Below are 18,663 nucleotides of genomic sequence, written 5' to 3'. Positions count from 1 at the left end.
AGCGGTCGGCCGTGAAGCGCTGCTTGACCCTGGCCGGTCTAGCCTTGGGGCTCATCGTGCTGGTCGGATGTCGCGAGGTGCGCGTAAAAACGCTTGCAACGGGCACAACCACCGTCTTAGGAGGCAACCAAATCACTATAGTACGCGATGCGGTCTCCCTGAGCAAGCTCGGCATCCGTGCGCCCGTTCACTTCAAAGGCGAGTTCGGCGTCGCGCTTTTAATGGGCCCGCACGACCGAACGGGTTATAAGCAAATCGTGGAATCGATTAGTGCCAGTCCCCAGCGCGTGCGCGTCGTCGCGTTCGAACAGGCGCCCGCCGACGCCGGCGAGCCATCGGCGCCATACCGTACTTTTACGCTCTGGATCGTTCCGAACTCGGTCTATCGTCGAGGCGTTCGAGTTGAAGTCGTAACGCCGAGCGATGCACCGATCGCAACGACCTACTTGCCATAGGGTAGCCGTGCTCTCTCCGAAAGAACAATCATCCTCAGATTCAGACGCACTCGAGAACCTCGCGGTGCAGGTCGACCGCCTGGGCGTCGTGACGATGCCGGACGGAACTCCGGACGAGGCCGGGGGCATCCTGAATCCGGCAGCGGCGCGAGCGCCCGGCGGAGAGCTGCTGCTCTACCCTCGCTGTGTTGCCGAGGGAAACATTTCGCGTGTCGGAACGATGCGGACGCAGCAGGAACCCGACGGATTTCGCTGCGATCGTCTCGACTTTGCGCTGCAGCCGGAGGCTCCGTACGAAGTGCGGCCTCGTCCTGGCTACGGGTGCGAGGATCCTCGCGTCACCTATGTGCCCCAGCTCGAGGCGTACGTGATGGCGTACACCGCGTTTGGGCCCGACGGCCCGCGCATCGCGATCGCGCTCTCGAAGGATGCGTATCACTGGGAGCGTCTCGGCCCGGTGCGTTTCGCGGGTTCTGCAAACGTCGTCGGGGACGACAAGGACGCAGCCTTCTTTCCCGAACCGGTGCTTTCGCCCCAGGGCCGCAAGTCGCTGGCGTTCTATCACCGGCCCATGCTCCATCTTTCGAGTGTCGACGGACGCGCTGCAATTCCGATGATCGAGCGCATGCCGTTTGAGGATCGCGAATCGATCCGCATCGGCTACGTGCCGCTGGCGCCGGTCCTGAAAGACCGCAACAAGCTTTGCAACGTCGCCGAGAGCCGCCAGGTTCTCTCTCCGGATGCATCCTGGGGTTCGATCAAGATCGGCGCGGGCACGCCGCCGGTCAAGATCGCACTCGACGGCACGGAGATGTGGCTCTCGCTCTTCCACGGGGTCGATTCGATCGGTAACGGCGCGCGCAAGCCTTCGCTGCAGTACCGGGCCGGCATCGTGCTGCACGACCTCGAACGCCCCGACAAGATCCTGTACCGCTCGCCCCAACCGATTCTCGCGCCGCAGATGAAAGAAGAGCGCAAAGGCATCGTCGACAACGTCGTTTTTCCCACCGGCCTCGATCCGCGACCCGACCTCGGCGAGCACGTGTACGACATCTATTACGGTATGAGCGACTATGCGATCGGTGCCGCGCGGATGACGATTGAAACCCCGAAAGCGTGAACTGGGGCGGTGCTCAAGTACCTCGCGATCTCGACGCTGCTCGTTTTGGGCGTCGCGATCGCCGTTGCCGCGTGGGTGAATCGCGATTTGATTCGCATCAAGATCGCGTCGGTTTACGCGCGGGTCGCGCCGAAAGCCGCCGCGCCGCAGCACTCCGGCAGCGGCCGCGCCCCCGGCTTCGCCGGCGACGCGCCCTGGGCGCTCTCCGCGTTGCCCGAGTGTCTCTCGCAGGTCTCGATGTCGAGCGGTTCCGCGCGTTACGTGCGGGCCCGCATCCCCCCCGGTGCGATGCGGATCGAGCCTCCGGCACGTTTGACCTACGGCGATTGCACGATCGCGATTACGGGGAACACCGCGCTCGTAGCCCGGGGTGCCGACCGGTTTCGGATCCCGCCGAGCGTCGCGTTCTACCGTGCGGCAGGTTTGCTCGCGATGATGCGCGAGAGTGACGGCAACGTGGAACTCCGAGTCTATCAACCCGTACGGCCATGAGTGAGAACGAGACGATTGCAGAGCAGGTTCGCAAGCGGCGAAGCTTTGCGATCATCTCACATCCCGACGCCGGCAAGACGACGCTCACGGAGAAGCTCTTGCTGTACGGCGGCGCGATTCACGTCGCAGGGCAGGTCTCGGCGCGCAAGCGTCAGCGTCAGGCGACCAGTGACTGGATGGCGCTGGAACGCGAGCGCGGCATCTCGATCACCTCTACGGTACTTCAGTTCGATTACGGCGGCTACACGCTCAACCTGCTCGACACGCCGGGTCACCAAGACTTTGGAGAAGACACGTATCGGACGCTCTTAGCCGCCGACAGCGCAGTAATGCTCATCGACGCAGCCAAAGGCGTAGAACCGCAAACGAAAAAGCTGTTTGCAATCTGCGCCGAGCGCGGCATCCCGCTCTTCACCTTCATGAACAAGCTCGATCGCCCGAGCCGCGATCCGCTCGAACTGCTAGACGAGTTGGAGAGCGTGCTGGGCATCGGGGCGTTTCCGATGAACTGGCCGCTGGGAAACGGCGAGAGTTTCCGCGGCGTGTACGACCGGCAAAGCAAAGCGGTACACCTCTTCGAGCGCGCCGCGCACGGCGCGACCCGCGCCACGGTCTCCGTAACCGACGCGAGCGACCCCGCGCTGCGCGCGCTGGTAGACGATCATTCGTACCAGCAGTTTCGCGAGGCGATCGAGCTCTTGGACGGCGCGGGCGAGCGTTTCGATCGTGACGCCATGCTGCGCGGCGAGACGACTCCGGTCTTTTTCGGCAGCGCCGTAACGAACTTCGGCGTCGGTCTCTTTCTCGACGAGTTCGTGCAGATGGCGCCGCCGCCGGCGGCGAGGGCCGGAGTCGATCCGGACGCCGGCGATTTTACCGGGTTCGTCTTCAAGATCCAGGCGAACATGGATCCGCGGCATCGCGATCGCGTCGCCTTCGTGCGCGTCTGTTCGGGAGAGTTTGCGCGCGACATGACCGTACGAAACGCGCGCACCGGAAACGCCGTGCGGCTTTCGCGGGCGATGCGGCTCTTTGCCGACGACCGGGAATCTCTCGACGTTGCGTATGCCGGCGATGTCGTCGGCCTCGTGAATCCGGGCGCCTTCGCGATCGGCGATACCCTGTACGAAGGGGCCCCCGTCGCTTTTCCGCCGATCCCAGCCTTTGCTCCGGAACATTTCGCCTCGATTCGGAGTATCGACGTTTCGGGTTACAAATCGTTCGGCAAAGGCATATCGCAGTTGCGGGAAGAGGGGGCCGTGCAAGTCTTTTATCCATGGGGAACGCCGCGCACCGAACCGATCGTCGGCGCGGTCGGCGAGCTGCAAGTCGAGGTTGCGAAGTATCGCCTGGAGTCGGAGTACGGCGTAAAGACGATCGTTTCGACGCTGCCGTACTCGCTCGCGCTCTACGTCGACGGGGAGCGCGAAGATCTCGCCGCCGCCCACCTTCCGTCGAACGCTAAGCTGGTCGAAGATTGGCATGGGCGCGCGGCCGCCGTGTTCGAAAGCGAGTGGAGCGTGCGGCTCGCACGGGAGTGGAATCCCAACCTGCGCTTTACCGCGTTCTCCGCGCAGAGCGGTGCGGAGGCACTCGCATCGTGAAGCTTGTTCGCACGCTCCTAGCCGTCGCCGCGGCCGGCGTATTGGCGGCCTGTTCGTTCCAGAACGGCAACGAGCGGGAGGCCGATAAAATCACGAAGGCGGTGATCGGCAACGACCTTCGACCGGTCCAGGACGATATCGCCAAAGGCGTGGGCATTACGCGCGTCAAGGTCGCGCAGTGGTCTGACGAGCTCAACGATCAAGGAAAACTGATCTCGGTCAAGGAGACGACGACCGGCTGCGAACCCGGCTGGCACTGCTTCGACGTGAAGTTTGCCAAGCGCGCGTACGTCGAGCGCATGCGCTTCGACGAGAACCATAAGGTCGTCAACTGGGACTTTCACATGGCCCCGCAGTGACGTTGACCGCCCGCGTTACGATTGAAAACGTCCGCGACGCAGCGCAGCGGCTCGCCGGTGTGGCGCATCGTACGCCGGTATTGCATTCTCGTAGTCTCGATGATGCGTGCGGTGCGCGCCTCTTCGTCAAGTGCGAGAACCTGCAGCGTATGGGGGCCTTCAAGTTTCGCGGTGCGTACAATTTCTTGGCGTCGCTGCCGCCGTCGCAGCGGGAACGCGGCGTCGTGGCGTTCTCGAGCGGCAATCACGCCCAGGGCGTCGCCTTGGCCGCGCGGCTTTTCGGCGTACCCGCAACGATCGTCATGCCGACCGACGCGCCGGCCGTCAAGCTGTCGGCAACCCAGGGATATGGCGCCGAAGTCGTTCACTACGAACGCGAAAGCTCGCATCGTGAAGAGATTGCGCGGGACTTGGCGCGGGAGCGCAACGCTACGCTCGTGCCCCCATTCGACGACGAACGAATCGTCGCCGGCGCCGGCACGGTAGCGCTAGAGCTGATCGAGGAGGCCGGCGGCCTCGACGCGATCGTCGTGCCGCTCGGGGGCGGCGGATTACTCTCGGGAACGGCGATCGCCGCGCACGCGATCGATCCGGCGATCGCCCTCTATGGGGTCGAGCCGGAAGCCGGAGACGACTTCGTACGCTCGTTGAACGAAGGGCGGCGCGTCTCGATCGGAGTTCCAAAAACGATCGCCGACGGATTGCAGACGACCGCCCCGGGCGATCTTACCTTCGAGATCGTCCGCGAGCACGTCCGTGCGGTCGTTACCGTCAGCGACGACGAGCTCCGCGACGCGATGCGCTTCATGTTCGAGCGGATGAAGGTTGTGGTCGAGCCGAGCGGAGCGGCGGCTCTGGCAGCGCTGCTCGCGCGGCGCATACCAGAGCTTGCAAATAAGCGCGTGGGTGCCGTGATCAGCGGCGGGAATATCGATCCGAGCCGCTACGCGGCGTTGCTCACATCGAAGACGATGTAACGATCTCGCCGCAAGAGACGTAGGTACCGAGATCGGACGTGCTCTTGTGCACGTTGATCGCATACTTGCCCGCGAGCAGCTTGTCGATCGTTACCCCCTTGACGGTTGAGGTCGCGTTGCCGCTGACGACGCTGGTGAGCGGATAGACGACGGCGCCGAGCTGCGCGCAGGTTCCGTCGTGAATGTGCGCGGGCTGCGGTCCCGCGGGGCCGTTGGGAATGCTGACGACGACCGTCACGCCGTCGGGAGTCTGCGTGAGCGTTGCGGTTCCGTTCTCGCCCGATCCGTTCTGAGCTTTCAAGTTGACGGTCAGGGTGTTTGTCGCCGCAGAGGTGGAAGCGATGCAGGTTGCCGCGAGGGCCAGGCATCCCGCGAACATTATAATTCTCTTCATCTGCGGGCGGTTCTGCGTTCGAGCGGTCTACCCTCGCTTCGCTAGGGCGCCGAGCGGGCGCGCCCGAGCGCGTTCAGCCGCCCCTCGAGCGTCGTGACCGCCGCACCTGCCTGTGCCGTTGGCGGCGAATCCGAACCGTCGACGACGTCGAGCAAGACTGCGGCCGATTCGTTGATGCGCTCGTACGCCGGCTTGGTGCTCTTGGGTGCGCGCGCTTCGGCGGCGAAGCTGCGATTCATCAGCGACTCCAGACGTCGTGAGAGAGAATACTGCATCGCCAGAGCTTCGTGCGAGATCGATACGCGCGGGTCCATCAGCACGACGAACCGCTGCTCGGAGATCTTTCCGTCGATCGAGAGCCGTACGACGTAGGTGCCCGGCGTTACGAGCGGCCCCTCCGGCGTACGCGGTGTGTCGTGCGGAACGGCCGAGATCGGCAGATCCTGCACGGTCGAGCGCGGCGCCGTTTCGCGCAGATCCCAGACGAAGCGGTGCATTCCCGCCGAGGTCGCCGGTCTGACGAATGGACGCTCCCAATACGCCGGCTTGTCGAGATGGGGGATCGGAGCGGGCGCGGCGTCGTCGCTCGAATAGCGGCGCTCGAGTCGCCCCTGCGTGTCGTAGAACGAGAGCACGACGCGGTTTGCCGGCGACGCGAGCGCGTAGTCGACGATCGCGCCGTCGGGAGGATTCTGGCCGGACGGTTCCTCCGGCGGCAGGGGCGTGTCGGTATTCGTACTGCGGCGGACGCGGTACGCGTGCTCGGGAGTGAAGAGGTGCGGCGCTGCTGCGCCCCCGGCGAGTTCGCGCAGCGGTTCGACGTCGTCGAGGATCCAGAAGCCGCGGCCGTGCGTCGCGACGACGACGTCGTTATCGTGCACGATCAGATCCCGTACCGACGTGTGCGGCAGATTCTGCTGCAGCGACTGCCAGCGTACTCCACCGTCGAACGAAACGTAAACGCCGTTTTCGGTCGCAGCGTAGAGCAGGGGGCGCGCGATGGGATCTTCGCGTACGGCGTTGACCGGCTGTTGCGGAAGGCCCGCGACGCTGAGCTCCCAGTGCGTTCCGCCGTCGTGAGTAATGTAGACGTACGGCCGCAGGTCGTCGAGGCGGAAGCGCTTGACCGCAACGAAGGCGGTCTCGTCGTCGAACCGTGAGGCGTCGATCTGCGAAACCTTGCTCCACGGCGTCAGCTCCGGGGGCGTAATATTTTTCCAGCGCGCGCTAGCCGTCGAAGCATTGCGCGTAATCCAAACCTGCCCGTCGTCGGTGCCGGCCCAGATCGTTCCGGAGTGCACGTACGAGGGCGCGATCGCGTAGACGACGCCGCGGTGCGCGCCGCCCTGCGGATCGTCTTGCTCGAACGAACCGAGCACCGGCGGGACTCCCGGGTGGCCCCTTGTCAGATCGGGGCTGATCGCGCGCCAGCTCTGGCCGCCGTTGCTGGTTGCGAAGACGACGTTTGCGCCAAAGTAGAGACGGTGCCGGTCGAAATGGTCGAAGGCGATCGGCTCGGTGCGGACGACTCGATATCGTTTGGAGGGCAGGGCGATCGGTGAGACTTCCTGCGTTTGACCGGTGCGCTCGTCGTGCTTTTCGACTTTTCCGCCAAACGTAACCCCGGGATGCTGCGGGTCGGGGACGACGTAACCGTACTCTTGCGCGCCGGCCGTGTGCCAGTCGCGCTCGGTGATCCGTCCCCAGTCTCCGCGGCTGACGACGCAGGCCGAGCCGCTTTCCTGCTGGCCTCCGCAGACCCAATACGGGAACCGATCGTCGGCGTTCACGTGATACATCTCCGCGGTTGGCTGATTGTACCAAGAGCTCCACGTCGCACCGCCATCGACGCTGATCGTCGCGCCCTGGTCGCTCGCGAGCGCGACGATTTCGGGATTGCGAGGATTGATCCACACGTTGTGGTAGTCGTCGCCGCCGGGTGCGCCTTTGATCGGGGCCAGCGTCTCCCCGCCGTCCGTCGAGCGGTAGGTCGAAGTGTTCGTTAAGTAAACGGTCTGCGCGTTGCGCGGATCGACGGCTAGCGAAACGAGGTCGTCGCCGCGCTGCGCGATCTCATTCTCACGGTTGACGACGATGAAGTGCGCGCCGCCGTCGTCGCTGCGGTACAGCGCCCCCGCTTCGTCGCCTTTGTTCTCGGCGTCGGCGTACGCGTAGACGACGTTGGCGTTGCTCGGCGCGACGGCGACTTCGGCGCGGCCGATGCGCGACGGGAGCCCCGCGGTCAGCTGCGTCCAGCTCGCGCCGCCGTCGCTGGATTTGAAGAGACCGCTTCCCGGAATCTCGAAGGAACTCCCAATCTCCCAAGGTGCTTGGCGTGCCGCCCAGAGGGTTGCGTAGACGACCTTCGGGTTGGCGGGATCGAGCACGACGTCGAACGCGCCGACGTTCTCGTTTTTGTAAAGCACGCGCGAAAACGTGGCCCCGCCGTCGAGCGTCCGATAGAGGCCGCGCTGCTCGTTGGGACCGTACGGATGGCCCAGCACGGCGACGAAGAGGCGGTTGGGATCCTTCGGATCGATCGCCATCGAGGCGATCTGTTGGCCGTCGCGCAGCCCGAGATGCGTCCACGTCGCGCCGGCATCGATCGACTTATAGACACCGTCGCCCACCGCCAGATCGGGACGCTGCAGCCCCTCGCCGCTGCCGGCGTAGATGACGCTGGGATTGCTGGGGGCGACGGCGATCGCTCCGATCGAGCCGGTCGGTTCGCGATCGAAGATGGGCATCCAGGTTCGTCCCGCATCTGGGCTCTTCCAGATCCCGCCATTGACCGCGCCGACGTAGAAAAGGTTTGGCAGTTCGGGGACTCCGTCGAGCGCGACGGTCCGTCCGGCCCGCAGCGGACCGATGAACCGCCAGTGCATTGCGGCATAAAGCGACGAATCGATCGCGGGGCCGGCGGCCGAGGCGGTTGCGAGCGTCAGCGCAACGGCGAGGGCCGCCGGCGCGATTTTCAAAGTCGCCGGCCGTTGGGGCTGCGCCCGCGCCGCTTCGGTTGGAAGGCCGGACCGATCTTCCAGCTCGTCTTACGCGGCAGCGACGTATCGACGTCGCCGCAGCCGATCGGGGTGAAGTCGCGGCAATCGTGCGGGCGCCCTTCGTAGATGCCGCAGTAGTGGCGCCCGCTGCGCGAGCCCATGAGGAAGACGCACTGATCGCCGAGATCGTCTCCGACCTTGCGCAGCCAGCCCACGTGGAAGCCGTCGGCAGAAGAACGTTCGACGACATAGCGGCGGAGCGTTTCATCATAGCTCATGCCGAGGTGGTCGGCGATGCGCTGCACGTCGGCCTGGCTGACGAATGGCTCGTAGCCGCTGCAGCACTCCGCGCACCCCGGAGGGCAGGCGATGTTGTCCGGCATGTCCTTGAGATGCTTTCGGGCCAGGTCGATGACGCGGGCAACGGCCTCCACGAATTCAGGGTCGTCGTTGTATTTGTAGACCCACTCGCGGTGCGTGATTTCGTTGACGTTATAATAACGCGTCGTCTGTTCGTCGAACTCCATCGTCACGTGCTCTTCGTCGATCTCGATCTTGTTGACGTGCTGCAGCGGACGAGCGTCGAGAAGCTCGGGATGCGTCGCTTGTCCGGTGCGGCGCGTGAAGTTTCGTAAAGTGGTAAGGTCGATCGTCTCCATAACGGCTCTTCGATTCCCGCGCCCTGCGGGTGCGGCCTCCGTTGGCATCAAAAGAGCGGAGCATGCAGACGGCAATCGGCGTCGATCTCGGCGGCAGTCACGTAACGGCGGCCGTCGTAACCGAGGATGGGAAGATCCACAGCCAGCACGAGGAGGACCTCGAGGACCTTCGCTTCGAGTCCGTGGTCGGTGCGATCGAAGAGATGGTTTCGCTGGCGCTGCGCGATGCCGGGCAGGTCAGCGGAATCGGTATCGGCTCGCCGGGGAACATCGACGCGGCTTCCGGCGCCGTGCTGTACAGCCCGAACTTCGGCTGGGAGAACCAGCCGCTGGGTGAGGCGCTGCGCAAGAAGTTCTCGGTTCCGGTCTACGTCGCCAACGATGCCCGATGTGCCACGCTGGGAGAGTATACGTTCGGTACCGGCCGCGGGACGAAAGACTTTGCGCTGTTGACCCTGGGAACGGGCATCGGCGGCGGGATCGTCGCGGGCGGCGAGCTGGTCCTGGGCTACCGTTGGGGCGCCGGCGAGATCGGCCATCATCAGATTCGGCCGACCGACGGTTTCGTCTGCGGGTGCGGAAAGATCGGCTGCTTTGAGGCTCAGGCTTCGGGAACCGGCTTGATCCGCCACGCGTTTGCAGTTGCGCCCTCGTTTCCGCGCAGCACGATGCTCGACGTCGCGCGCGACAAGCTCAGCTCCAAGAAGATCCGCAAAGCGGCGCAGGCCGGTGACGGCCATGCGATGGCCGCGTGGAAGCGCTTTAGCGCCGATCTGGCGATTGGGCTCGCGAATATCATCGCGTTCGTGAACCCCGAGAAGATCGCGCTCGGCGGCGGAGTCTCGAGTGCGGAAGACTACCTGCTCGACGCGGTCCGCGGTCCGGTGGATGCGCTGACCACGATGGTGCCGAAAGGAACGACGGAGATCGTGATTGCGTCGCTGGGGAACGACGCGGGTCAGGTCGGCGCGGCGACGATGGCGCTGCGCAGAGGATTGGTAGCGGGAGATGCGGTCGCGGTATAGACTTCTTTTTCTTGCGGGTCTGCTTGCACTGGGCGGCTTGCCGGCGCGTTCGCAGTCCGGTGACGCGATTCACAAGATCCGCCACATCGTCATCATCATGCAAGAGAATCGCTCGTTCGATACCTACTTCGGGACCTACCCCGGAGCTCAAGGTATTCCGATGGCGGACGGCGTGCCCGCGGTTTGCCTACCAAATCCGCGCGGAGGCAACTGCGTGCGGCCCTTCTACGATACGAAGGACGTCGATCGCGGCGGTCCGCACAACGCCAAAGCGGCGAGCGGCGACGTCGACGACGGACGGATGGACGGTTTTCTCGAGCAGTCGCGTCGCGCACGGCGCCCATGCCGCGATCCCAACGCACCGAACTGCGGGGGCTCGCCCGACGTGATGGGCTACCACGACGGGAGGCAGCTCGTCAACTATTGGCGCTACGCTCGCGACTACGTGCTGCAGGATCGACTCTTCGAACCAAATGCGTCGTGGAGTCTGCCGCAGCATCTCTTCATGGTTTCGGAGTGGTCGGCCGCGTGTTCGCGAATCGGCGACCCGATAAGCTGTATCAACGAACTGCAGAACCCCGACCTTCCGCCGGATTACGACAAGCGCAATAGTCGCGTCCACGCGCCCGGACATCCGGACTACGCCTGGACCGATCTCACGTACCTGCTCCACGCGCGCCACGTCAGTTGGGCCTACTACATCATGTCCGGTACTGCGCCCGACTGCGTCAACAACGAAGAGGATTGCGCGCCGATGGACCAGCGGTACCACACCCCGGGAATCTGGAACGTCCTGCCCTATTTCGATACGGTCAAAAAGGACGGCGAGCTCGGGAACATCCGCGATCTGCGCGATTTCTACACTGCCGCGCACAACGGCACGCTGCCCGAAGTCGTCTGGATCTGCCCGGCCGGCCCATTTAGCGAGCATCCGCCCGCATTAATCAGCCGCGGTCAGTCCTATGTAACCGGCCTCGTCAATGCGGTCATGCGAAGCCCCGATTGGAAGAGTACGGCGATCTTCTTGAGCTGGGACGATTGGGGCGGATTCTACGATCACGTCGTTCCGCCGCGCGTCGACCAGAACGGTTATGGCCTTCGCGTACCGGGAATTGTGATCAGCCCGTACGCTCGCCGCGGTTTCATCGACCACCAAACCCTCAGCCACGACGCCTACGTCAAATTCATCGAGGACGATTTCTTGGGCGGTTCGCGGATCGATCCAAGCACCGACGGCCGCCCCGACCGCCGTCCCACGGTTCGCGAGAACGTGGAAATCCTCGGCGACCTTCGTAAAGACTTCGACTTTTCTCAGGCGCCGCGCGCGCCCGAAGTGCTGCCCAACGCGATCGTCTGGAACGGCGTCGACGCCAAGTAGCTAGACTGCTGCGAGCGTTGGGTGCGCCGCGTGCTCGGTGATGTCGGAGATCAGTGCGGCGATGCGGCGAGAACTGCGGCGAGGCGCGACGACCTCCTGATTGTGCCGGATCATTTCGAGGCGATCCGGCGCGTCGATCAGCGTTTTGACCGCGCGCACGACGCCCGCGGCACCGTTGAGGGCGATGAGACCGAGGCCGTTGTGCCGTACGAAGTCGACGTTGCCGCGTTCCTGACCGGGAACGTAATCGTAAACGATGATTGGAAGCTGCGCGGCGTTGGCCTCGGCGAGCGTCCCCGGGCCGGCCTTGGTGACGAGCAGATCGACGGCCCGGAAATACTCGGGAATCTTGTCGGTAAAGCCGAGGACGTGCATCCGCGTCGGGAGCGACGGCGCGACGTCGCGCAGTTTTTGTTCCAGCGGTTCGTTGCGACCGCAGACGACGACGAGTTCGATCGGAAGCTTTGCGCGCGCCAGTGCCAGCGCCGTCGAGAGAAGTTTTCCTCCGCCCTCGCCGCCGGCCATCAGCATGACGACCGGTAAGTCGGGCGAGAGACCGAGCGCCGCGCGCAGGTTTTCCTTGCTTCCTGTTACGTCGTCGAATTTCGGATGGATCGGATGGCCGAGCAGATGCAGACGCGAGGTCGGGACGCCTCGCGATAGCGCTCGCTGGTAGACTTCGCGCGCGGGTACGACGACGGCATCGGCATTAGGCACCAGCCACGACTCGTGGACCTTCCCGAGGTCGGTAATGACCGTGATGACCGGAACGTGCTGCATGCGCGCATCGTCGCGGGCTCGCAACGCCGCGTGGTTAAGCAGCGGGTGAACCGAGATGATAACGTCGGGCTGGTAACTGATGAAGAGGTCGCGCAGACGCTCGCGATAGAGCGGCTCGCAAAAGCGCACGAGCGCCCGGTAGCGCCGCCGGCCATTGGTAGCGTAGTACAGCGCGCCGTAGACCGGCGGAGCGTAACGCAGGGCCATGCTGTATCCGAGGCCCAGCTGCGTCAGCGGGAAGGCACAATGAGCTGCGACATCTTCGATCCGGGTCTCGAAGGCGTTTGGCGCGCTGGGCTCCTCTAGCGCGGCCACGATCGCATTGGCGGCGCTGCGATGGCCGCCGCCGGTGTCCGAAATCAAAAGAAGCGCCCGTTTGGCCATTCGACCTCCCGATTAGGCTCTGGCCGGAACCCTCCTCGTTGTGCGCCGGCCGGCGTTTCGCGCTCTCCGGCTCGTTGGGGCGAGCCAAGCTAATAGCGCTCGAGCCGGCACATCGTAGAAACGAAAGATGTCGCCGAACTCGACATCCGGGTTTCGGTGGTGCCCGTCGTGGTCCTCGGGAAGCACGACACAGAGCGGGCGAAGGGTGCCTCGGACCCAGCCCGGAGTCCGCCATCCCAGCTCGGTCGTGTGCCGCCACCAGACGTGCAGCTGGCCGAGCAGGAGTCCGGCAAGCGCTCCCGGCCACGAGAGGTGCCAGACGACGGCGGCGGCGACGATGTAGGGTACGGCACCGAGAAATCCATCGAGCAGTACGGCCGGATCGATCGAGAGCACGGCGTGATCGAAGTAAGGACGGCGGCGGTCGTGGTGGGTGCGCAGGTGAAGCGTGAACCAAAGATGCTGCGGAACGTGATAGAAGAAGGTCGAACCAAAGTCTCCCACGACCAGCGTGACGATGAGAGCCGTAATGAAGAGCATGCGTTCCTTTCCCTCAGGCGGCCTTTTGCAGATTCACAGTATCTCGTTCGTTATGGCGGTCATAGTGTTGTGCACATGCACCATACCTACCATATACCATACTGGCGTCACGCCTAAAGCGCCCAGATTGCAGCGTGCTCTTAATATCGTACTAAGCTGGCCGGCGCCGGCTGACATCGACGCGCTTGCCGGAGCGGTGCTCTTGCGCGACGGCGGGCCCGTCGATGCGCCGGAGCTGGCGATTACGCGTGCGATCCTGCGAACGAATCCGCGGCTCGTGCAGGCGTACGCCCTCGTGTTTGCCGGAGCGACGACGCGCGCTGCGCGCGCGCACCTGCTTCCCCCCGAGTTTCTGGGAGCGATGCTGCTTCAGGAATCGGCATACGATCCGCAGGCCATCTCGTCGGCCGGTGCGATCGGGCTCGCGCAGTTCATGCCGGAGACCGCGGCGGGGATGGGGATCGATCCGTACGATCCGTTCGACTCGATCGACGGCGCGGCCGCGCTGGCGGGGAGCTACGTTGCCGCGTACCGCTACCGTTCGGGCGACCGCTATGCGCTCGCACTCGCGGCCTACAACGCGGGCCCGCTCGCGGTCGCGCGCTATGACGGCGTACCGCCGTATCCCGAAACGCGCGAGTACATCGCGCTGATCTACGAGCGCTGGGCTCGGATCCTGTCGTACGAGCGCCCGGCGGAATTCGCGTCGCAGCGTTGAAGCGTACCCGCCCATAGGAGGTGGTCGTGATCGGTTCGCCCGCACGCTGTGCCCTCGTCGCGCTGCTCGCTCTCGTGCCGGCCGGATGCGGGTTCCAAAGCAGTCCGGCTCAAGGCCTGAACTTTGCGGCGCCGCTCGGCTGGAAAGCCTCCCCCGGGGTCCTGGGCTTCATGCAGTTCTGGCGCGCCCCGGCGAACAACGGCGAGTTCCTGATGCTCTTTCGCTCGCCGAAGAGACTGACGCCCGACGACATCTTCTCGAGCGATCGCATGAAGGATACGCTGCAGGACGCCTCAATCGTCCGGCGCCAGCCGATCACGATCTGCGGGAGACAGCCGGCCACCTACGTCGAGGCCCGCGGCTCGTCCTCAAAGGGGCGCTCGGACCGCGTCGACCTCGTGCTAAGCGACGTCGGCGGCACGTCGTACATCGCGATGTACGTGCGGCCGGTTGACGCGCCGCCCAATCCGATGGCGATGGCATCCCTGAGAGAGCTTTGCGCGAAACCGTGATCGTTTGGCGCAGCGCAGTGCGTTAAGACAGCTCTTCGCGCGACAGCCCCTCGGGTGGACTGCGCCGCAATCGTCGGGGCCGCCCCTGCGGCGCGTCTTGAGTTGGCCCGCGCTGACGGGAATCGGGCTCGGAACGATGCTCGGCGGCATCTTTCCGACGATCGGCGCCGGAGCGCACGCCGCCGGGCCCGCCGTCATCCTGGCGTACGTCCTTTCGGGACTGGTCAGCCTCTGCGTCGCGCTGTGCTATGCGGAGTTTGCGTCGATGGTGCCCGTTGCGGGAAGCGCCTACACGTACGCTTACGCAACGATGGGCGAAATCGTCGCCTGGATCATCGGCTGGGATCTGATCTTGGAGTACGGCCTGTCGCTCGCGCCGACGGCGTCATCGCTCTCCGACTACCTCCAGCACATGCTCGCCAACGTGGGAATCGTTCTTCCCATGTGGGCGCAAACCGCGAACGTCCACGCGAGTCATCCCCAGATCGATCTCTTCGCCTGCATCGTGACGCTCGCGGTGACCATGCTGGTCGCGAGCGGCATCAGAGAATCGGCGAGCGTGAACGGCGCGCTCGTAATCGTGCAGATCGTATCGATGATTGTCTTCATCGTCGCGGTCGCGCACGCCGTGCACCCGTCGAACCTGCGGCCGTTCGCGCCGATGGGGTATCACGGCGTTCTCGCGAGTACCGCGCTGGTTTTCTTTGCCTACATCGGCTTCGATACCGTAACGGTGGCGTCGGAAGAGGCAAAACAGCCCGAGCGCAACGTGCCCATTGGCATCATCCTCGCGCTGACGCTGGGCGGTATTCTCTACGTCGCGCTGACGCTTTGTACCGTCGGCGTGGTGCGTTTCGACCGGCTTTCCGACGGAGCGGCGATGCTCGACGCCTTGGCGGCGGTGAGCAAGAGCCACGCGCTCTATTGGATCGTAGCGATCGGCGGATTGGCCGGAAACGCCACCGTGATGCTCACCTCGCTGCTCGGACAGGTGCGCATTTTCTACGTGATGGCGCGCGATCGAATGCTGCCTCCCGCCGTTGCGCAGATTCACCACGTCTTCCGAACGCCGGCGCGCATGACGATAATCACGGGAAGCATCGTCGCGATCTTTGCCGCCGTGCTTCCGCTGACGCAGCTGCTGCTGCTCGTCAACATCGGCACGCTCGCGGCATTCGCGATCGTCTGCGCGGGCGTACTGGTTCTACGAATCGTCAATCCCTCGGCGGCGAGGCCCTTCCGGGCACCGCTGGTGCCGCTCTTTTCGATCGTGGGTGCGGCGGCGTGCCTCTATCTGATCAGCGGCTTGCAGGTCGCGACCTGGGTGCGCTATGGGATCTGGTTCGGTGTCGGAATCCTGGTCTACGCCCTCTACGGATTTCACAATTCGCGCCTGCGGTTCGAGGCCGTCGAGCCCTAAAAGTGCAACCCTGGGGGCGATCCTTGTTTATAAGCACCACCTACATGGGAACTAGGGGGCTCAGTTGAGCTTGCAAACCGCGGTCTCCGACCGCTTCGAACTCGTCACCGTACCCCCGGCGAAGGGGCTGCCCTCCTTTGCCGAGGTCGTCGCCGGGGGCTTGAGCGCATCGCCCAAGCGCCTGCCGTCGAAATATTTCTATGACGAGGTCGGCTCCGCGCTCTTCGACGCGATCACGCGGCTGCCCGAATACTACCTGACGCGCGCTGAAACCCAGATACTCTCCGAGTGGGGGTGGCAGATCGTGCGGCTGCTCGATGCGCCGGTCGACTTTCTCGAACTCGGAAGCGGAAGCGCGGTGAAGACGCGGCTGCTCATCGGCGAAGCGCTGCGCGTTCAAGGAGAGTTGCGCTACAGTCCGATCGACATCTCGACCGAGGCGATCTGCGCCTCGTCCCTCGCGCTCGTCGAGAGTTATCCGGGATTGCGCGTGCGCGCGTATGCCGGAGATTATTTCGACGTGCTCGGATCGCACGCGGTGCATTCGGACCGCAAGATGCTCGCGATGTTCATGGGATCGAACATCGGCAACTATGAACCCGAGGAAGCGCAGCGGCTTTTGCGGCTCCTCGGCTCCGCCCTGCGCCGCGGCGACGGATTGTTGATCGGCACCGATCTGAAAAAGGATCCCGCGACGCTTGAGCTCGCCTACGACGATCCGGCCGGCGTTACGGCTGCCTTCAATCGCAACCTGCTCGCGCGCATCAATCGCGAGCTGGGCGGGGACTTCGATCTGCGCAACTTCCGGCACGTCGCGCAGTACGAGGAGGCCCAGGGCCGCGTTGCCTCCTTCCTCGAAGCGCGCGAGCGTACGCTCGTTCACATACCTGGTGCCGCGTTCGACGCCGCGTTTGAGGCGGGCGAGCGCATCCACACAGAGTCTTCGTACAAATTCGCCGAGGCCGACGTAGCGCGACTCGCGGCCGACGCGGATTTTCGAGCGGTCTCAGTCTGGCGGGACCGCGCCAAGCGCTTCAGCGTCAGCCTCCTCGTGAGGAACTAAAGAAGGCTGTAGAACCGTTTATTGGAAGTAACGCCCCGACGCGCTAGCCTGGCGCGTTACACCTCATTGTTGCGACGGGGACTTCCATGAAACCACGCCTACTGCTCTTTATTTTCGCCTGCGCCTGCATCGCCGGATGCCGCGGAGCCAGCGGACCAACCGGCGCGCTCCCACCGGGAACGGCTGCGGGGCCGCAATCGCTGCCGCAGGCCGGCCCGGGCGCGAACGCAACGCCGGATTACAGCGTGAACGAACTGCCCGAACCGCCGGTCATCAAGGCCGTTCACGGCGTCGCGAACGTCTCGCTCATCGCCGACGTGAACCCGGCGACCGGATTGCCGACCTTCCGCTACGACGGCATGCAGGGGGTCATCCCCACGATCGAGGTAAAACCCGGCGAGACTTTTAAAGTCGACCTTACCGACGATCTGCCGGCCAGCGGCAAGATGTACGATGACATCAATCTCCACTTTCACGGCCTGACGGTCTCTCCGCGGGGTAATGCCGACGACGTTCTTTTCCGGCTCGCGACGCCGGGGCAAAGCCTCCACTACGTCGTGCACGTTCCGAAGAACCAAGAGCCGGGTCTCTACTGGTACCACCCGCACGTTCACGGGCAGACCAGTTACCAAGTCGGTGAAGGCGGCGCATCCGGCGCCATCATCATCGACGGGCTCGAGCAGCACATCCCCGCCCTCGCGAAGATGAAGCAGCGCGTTATCATTGTCCGCTCGACCGGCGTCGGCATCAACGCCCCGCCGCACGATGGCGGCATGGACATGTCGGACAACGACATGTCCGATCAGAATATGTCGAATGCTCCCGACGACGCATTAGATAAGCTCGGGATTCAAAGCATGACCGATATGAGCGGAAAGAACGGGATCAATCCCGACGGCAGCAACAAGACCCCGTGCTCGGCCAAGAGTAAAGACCTGCTGACGACGACGCTCAACGGCGCGTACCGGCCCCTCATCACGATCTCGCCCGGCGAGAAGCAGTTCTTCCGGGTCGTCAATGCGACCGGCCATAAGACGCTGAAGCTCAACTTGGAAGACGAAGACGTTTCGCTCGTCGCGATCGACGGCTTTGCGCTCGATACCTACCCGGGCACGCCCGAGTTTCAGAAACGCCACTTCCTTATCATTCCGCCCGCGGCTCGCGCGGAGTTCATCGTGACTGGTCTGCCCAAACGCGATCGGCTTCGCACGCTCTGTTACAATACCGGTCCGAACGGCGATCCGGATCGTCAGATCTTCTTAGCCACTATCGTGCCGCCGCCGCACAAAGAAGCCGGCTACTACGGGCCGGTAGCGGTCGCCGCCCCGCTGGTGCCCAACGACTATAACACGGGCCTTCCGCGTCCCACGGTCAAACGCGTCGTGATCTTCAGCGAAATACTGAAGCCGCGCTTTTTCATCAACGGCAAAGCGTTCAACATCCACTCCAAGCCGATGTTCGTCGTGCACAGCGGGACGACCGAGGAGTGGACTATTGAGAACGTTACGCAGGAGGTTCACGATTTCCACATTCACCAAATCCATTTCTTGGTGGAGAGCGTGAACGGCGTAAAGGTGGAACATCCGTACTGGGCCGACAGCGTCGTGGTTCCTCATCGCATTACCAATGGCAAGAAGGCGACGCCCGGTACGCTCGTGCTCTTGATGGATTTCCGCGATCCCGTTATCCGTGGCGAGTTCGTCTTCCATTGCCACATCTTGGATCATGAAGATCTAGGAATGATGGCCAAGATCGAAGTCATCTAAGGGCCGTTATTTCGCCGA

At 64.1% G+C, this 18,663-nt stretch carries 18 protein-coding genes; 13 read left to right on the top strand and 5 right to left on the bottom strand.

Annotated features, from left to right (window positions below; translation table 11 throughout):
* The first annotated feature begins 11 nt into the window (after window positions 1-11).
* From VGG51_00250 to VGG51_00225, 6 genes are read left to right on the top strand one after another with little or no spacing between them, the layout of a single operon-like run.
* On the top strand, window positions 12-455 hold the full coding sequence (locus VGG51_00250) for a hypothetical protein (GenBank protein ID HEY1881455.1): 444 nt from the start codon (window positions 12-14) through the stop codon (window positions 453-455).
* Between the two features lie 7 nt (window positions 456-462).
* A complete protein-coding gene (locus tag VGG51_00245) occupies window positions 463-1,575 on the top strand; it encodes a hypothetical protein (protein ID HEY1881454.1) in 1,113 nt (370 codons plus the stop codon).
* 9 nt (window positions 1,576-1,584) lie between these two features.
* Window positions 1,585-2,067: a hypothetical protein gene (locus VGG51_00240; protein HEY1881453.1), complete on the top strand. Its 483-nt coding sequence runs from the start codon at window positions 1,585-1,587 to the stop codon at window positions 2,065-2,067.
* Window positions 2,064-3,671 carry a peptide chain release factor 3 gene (locus VGG51_00235; protein HEY1881452.1) on the top strand — a complete coding sequence of 536 codons (1,608 nt, stop codon included), beginning with the start codon at window positions 2,064-2,066 and terminating at the stop codon, window positions 3,669-3,671. Before VGG51_00240 ends, VGG51_00235 begins: the two co-directional genes overlap by 4 nt.
* A complete protein-coding gene (locus tag VGG51_00230) occupies window positions 3,668-4,030 on the top strand; it encodes a hypothetical protein (protein HEY1881451.1) in 363 nt (120 codons plus the stop codon). The genes VGG51_00235 and VGG51_00230 overlap by 4 nt, the downstream gene beginning before the upstream one ends.
* Complete coding sequence (locus VGG51_00225; GenBank protein ID HEY1881450.1) at window positions 4,027-5,007, top strand: threo-3-hydroxy-L-aspartate ammonia-lyase; 981 nt, start codon at window positions 4,027-4,029, stop codon at window positions 5,005-5,007. Before VGG51_00230 ends, VGG51_00225 begins: the two co-directional genes overlap by 4 nt.
* On the opposite strand, the gene VGG51_00220 is transcribed toward VGG51_00225, so the two are convergent.
* From VGG51_00220 to VGG51_00210, 3 genes are read right to left on the bottom strand one after another with little or no spacing between them, the layout of a single operon-like run.
* Window positions 4,988-5,401, bottom strand: coding sequence for a CHRD domain-containing protein (locus tag VGG51_00220; GenBank protein ID HEY1881449.1), 414 nt, complete (start codon window positions 5,399-5,401; stop codon window positions 4,988-4,990). The two genes, VGG51_00225 and VGG51_00220, sit on opposite strands and share 20 nt — an antisense overlap.
* 41 nt (window positions 5,402-5,442) lie before the next feature.
* Window positions 5,443-8,379: a hypothetical protein gene (locus tag VGG51_00215; protein HEY1881448.1), complete on the bottom strand. Its 2,937-nt coding sequence runs from the start codon at window positions 8,377-8,379 to the stop codon at window positions 5,443-5,445.
* Window positions 8,376-9,059: a YkgJ family cysteine cluster protein gene (locus tag VGG51_00210; GenBank protein HEY1881447.1), complete on the bottom strand. Its 684-nt coding sequence runs from the start codon at window positions 9,057-9,059 to the stop codon at window positions 8,376-8,378. Before VGG51_00210 ends, VGG51_00215 begins: the two co-directional genes overlap by 4 nt.
* Window positions 9,060-9,121: 62 nt before the next feature.
* Between VGG51_00210 and VGG51_00205 the strand changes: the two genes are divergently transcribed.
* Both VGG51_00205 and VGG51_00200 read left to right on the top strand, forming a co-directional pair.
* Window positions 9,122-10,084, top strand: a complete 963-nt coding sequence (locus VGG51_00205; GenBank protein ID HEY1881446.1) for an ROK family protein — start codon at window positions 9,122-9,124, stop codon at window positions 10,082-10,084.
* Window positions 10,068-11,462 carry an alkaline phosphatase family protein gene (locus tag VGG51_00200; protein HEY1881445.1) on the top strand — a complete coding sequence of 465 codons (1,395 nt, stop codon included), beginning with the start codon at window positions 10,068-10,070 and terminating at the stop codon, window positions 11,460-11,462. Before VGG51_00205 ends, VGG51_00200 begins: the two co-directional genes overlap by 17 nt.
* On the opposite strand, the gene VGG51_00195 is transcribed toward VGG51_00200, so the two are convergent.
* Together VGG51_00195 and VGG51_00190 are read right to left on the bottom strand one after the other, a co-directional pair.
* A complete protein-coding gene (locus tag VGG51_00195; GenBank protein ID HEY1881444.1) occupies window positions 11,463-12,626 on the bottom strand; it encodes a glycosyltransferase in 1,164 nt (387 codons plus the stop codon). It abuts the gene before it with no gap.
* A gap of 12 nt (window positions 12,627-12,638) precedes the next feature.
* Window positions 12,639-13,166: a hypothetical protein gene (locus VGG51_00190; protein HEY1881443.1), complete on the bottom strand. Its 528-nt coding sequence runs from the start codon at window positions 13,164-13,166 to the stop codon at window positions 12,639-12,641.
* Window positions 13,167-13,293: 127 nt separating this feature from the next.
* On the opposite strand from VGG51_00190, the gene VGG51_00185 reads away from it, so the two are divergent.
* The 5 genes from VGG51_00185 (at window position 13,294) to VGG51_00165 (ending at window position 18,645) form a co-directional block, all read left to right on the top strand.
* Window positions 13,294-13,884, top strand: a complete 591-nt coding sequence (locus VGG51_00185; protein ID HEY1881442.1) for a lytic transglycosylase domain-containing protein — start codon at window positions 13,294-13,296, stop codon at window positions 13,882-13,884.
* 26 nt (window positions 13,885-13,910) lie between these two features.
* Window positions 13,911-14,396: a hypothetical protein gene (locus VGG51_00180; GenBank protein ID HEY1881441.1), complete on the top strand. Its 486-nt coding sequence runs from the start codon at window positions 13,911-13,913 to the stop codon at window positions 14,394-14,396.
* Window positions 14,397-14,493: 97 nt separating this feature from the next.
* On the top strand, window positions 14,494-15,816 hold the full coding sequence (locus VGG51_00175; protein ID HEY1881440.1) for an amino acid permease: 1,323 nt from the start codon (window positions 14,494-14,496) through the stop codon (window positions 15,814-15,816).
* 64 nt (window positions 15,817-15,880) lie between these two features.
* Window positions 15,881-16,879 carry an L-histidine N(alpha)-methyltransferase gene (gene egtD / locus VGG51_00170; GenBank protein ID HEY1881439.1) on the top strand — a complete coding sequence of 333 codons (999 nt, stop codon included), beginning with the start codon at window positions 15,881-15,883 and terminating at the stop codon, window positions 16,877-16,879.
* Between the two features lie 86 nt (window positions 16,880-16,965).
* Complete coding sequence (locus VGG51_00165) at window positions 16,966-18,645, top strand: multicopper oxidase domain-containing protein (protein ID HEY1881438.1); 1,680 nt, start codon at window positions 16,966-16,968, stop codon at window positions 18,643-18,645.
* Window positions 18,646-18,663 lie beyond the last annotated feature (18 nt).

The organism is Candidatus Cybelea sp., assembly GCA_036489315.1.
In the GTDB taxonomy this organism is placed as follows: domain Bacteria; phylum Vulcanimicrobiota; class Vulcanimicrobiia; order Vulcanimicrobiales; family Vulcanimicrobiaceae; genus Cybelea.
This window is presented reverse-complemented; position numbering and strand designations above follow the sequence as displayed.